Source organism: Streptomyces niveiscabiei (assembly GCF_001419795.1).
GTDB classification, from domain to species: Bacteria; Actinomycetota; Actinomycetes; order Streptomycetales; family Streptomycetaceae; genus Streptomyces; species Streptomyces niveiscabiei.
Genome location: NZ_LIRL01001422.1, coordinates 1 through 1221 on the forward strand (window position 1 = coordinate 1; position 1221 = coordinate 1221).

The following is a 1221-nucleotide window of genomic DNA, read 5'->3' on the forward strand; positions in this document are numbered from 1 at the left end:
GCCTCCGGGGGCGGGGGGGGTGTCTTGTTCGAGCAACAAGAGGTTGCTTGACTTACGCAAGCATAAACAGGATTGCTTGAGTCACGCAAGCTAATCCTTCGAGGGGTGGGCCATGTGCCGTCGGACCCGGCGCGGAGTGGGGGGTGTTTCCGCAGCCGGGTCCGACGCCTGCGCCGCTCCCCGTCCCCACGGGATACGACGCTCTCCGGAACCGCGCTCCACTGGCTCACGGCTCCGGGGTACCGGTGCCTACGGCATGGGCATCGCAGGTCCTCCTTGAGGGCTCCACCCGCGTGGGGGTCGGGTGGAGCCCAAGGACAGGCTACTTGCACTTTCAAGATCTGGTAGGGGTCTGGGGGTACCCGGGTAATACCTGGGAGGGAGCCCCGCTGTGAACACCGGCACCGTTCAGCCGTGAACCCCCACCCCTTTTCGGCCATCTCTAGGAGGGGACCCCTGTCGTCCGCGTACGGCGAGAGGGCCAGAGGGCCGAGAAGGAAGAGAAGAACACGTGCCGGTCATCGGTCAGCGGACGCACCTCGTGCTGCTCGCCGCCTGGACACTCCTGTGGTTCGCTGTGGTCGAACCGCACGGCGGGTTCTCCTGGCACTACCTGCGCACCGGCGGCGAACTGATCTACGGCGGCGCAGGCGGCGGCCTCAACCTCTACGCCCACCACCCCGAGCTCCAGATGGGCCCGGTCAGCTTCCTCGTCGCGGGCCTCTTCAACCCGTTCCCCGAGCAGACCGGACAGTTCCTCGCCGCGGCGCTCATGTCGCTGCTCGGCCTCGCCATCCTCGTCCTCGTCGGCCGCAGCGCCGCCTGGCACCTCCTCGGCACCGGCACCAACCACCAGCGCCTGCGCCAGCGCGTCCTCGTCGCCGGACTCGCGTTCATCCCCATGTGGATCGAGGTCGCGGTCCGCTTCGGCCACCTCGACGACGTACTCGCCCTCTTCTTCACGACCCTCGCCGTCCGCTCCCTCACCCGCGGCAACCCGGCGACGACCGGCGCGTTCCTCGCGCTCGCCCTCGACTCCAAACCCACGGCCCTCGCCTTCCTCCCCCTCCTCCTCGCCCTCCCCCGCCGCGACTGGCTCCGCGCGTTCCTCTGGTGCGCGGCCCTGGTCGCGGTGGCCTGGCTCCCCTTCTTCATCGGCGCCCCCCACTCGTACGCGGCGGCCCAGTTCACGATCCCCGTCCAGCCCGCCTCCCCCCTGCG

Annotated in this window: 1 pseudogene; it reads left to right on the forward strand. The window is 69.5% G+C overall.

Annotated features, from left to right (window positions below):
• Positions 1-511 precede the first annotated feature (511 nt).
• Positions 512-1221, forward strand: a pseudogene (locus AOK24_RS44650) (hypothetical protein); the annotation flags it as partial.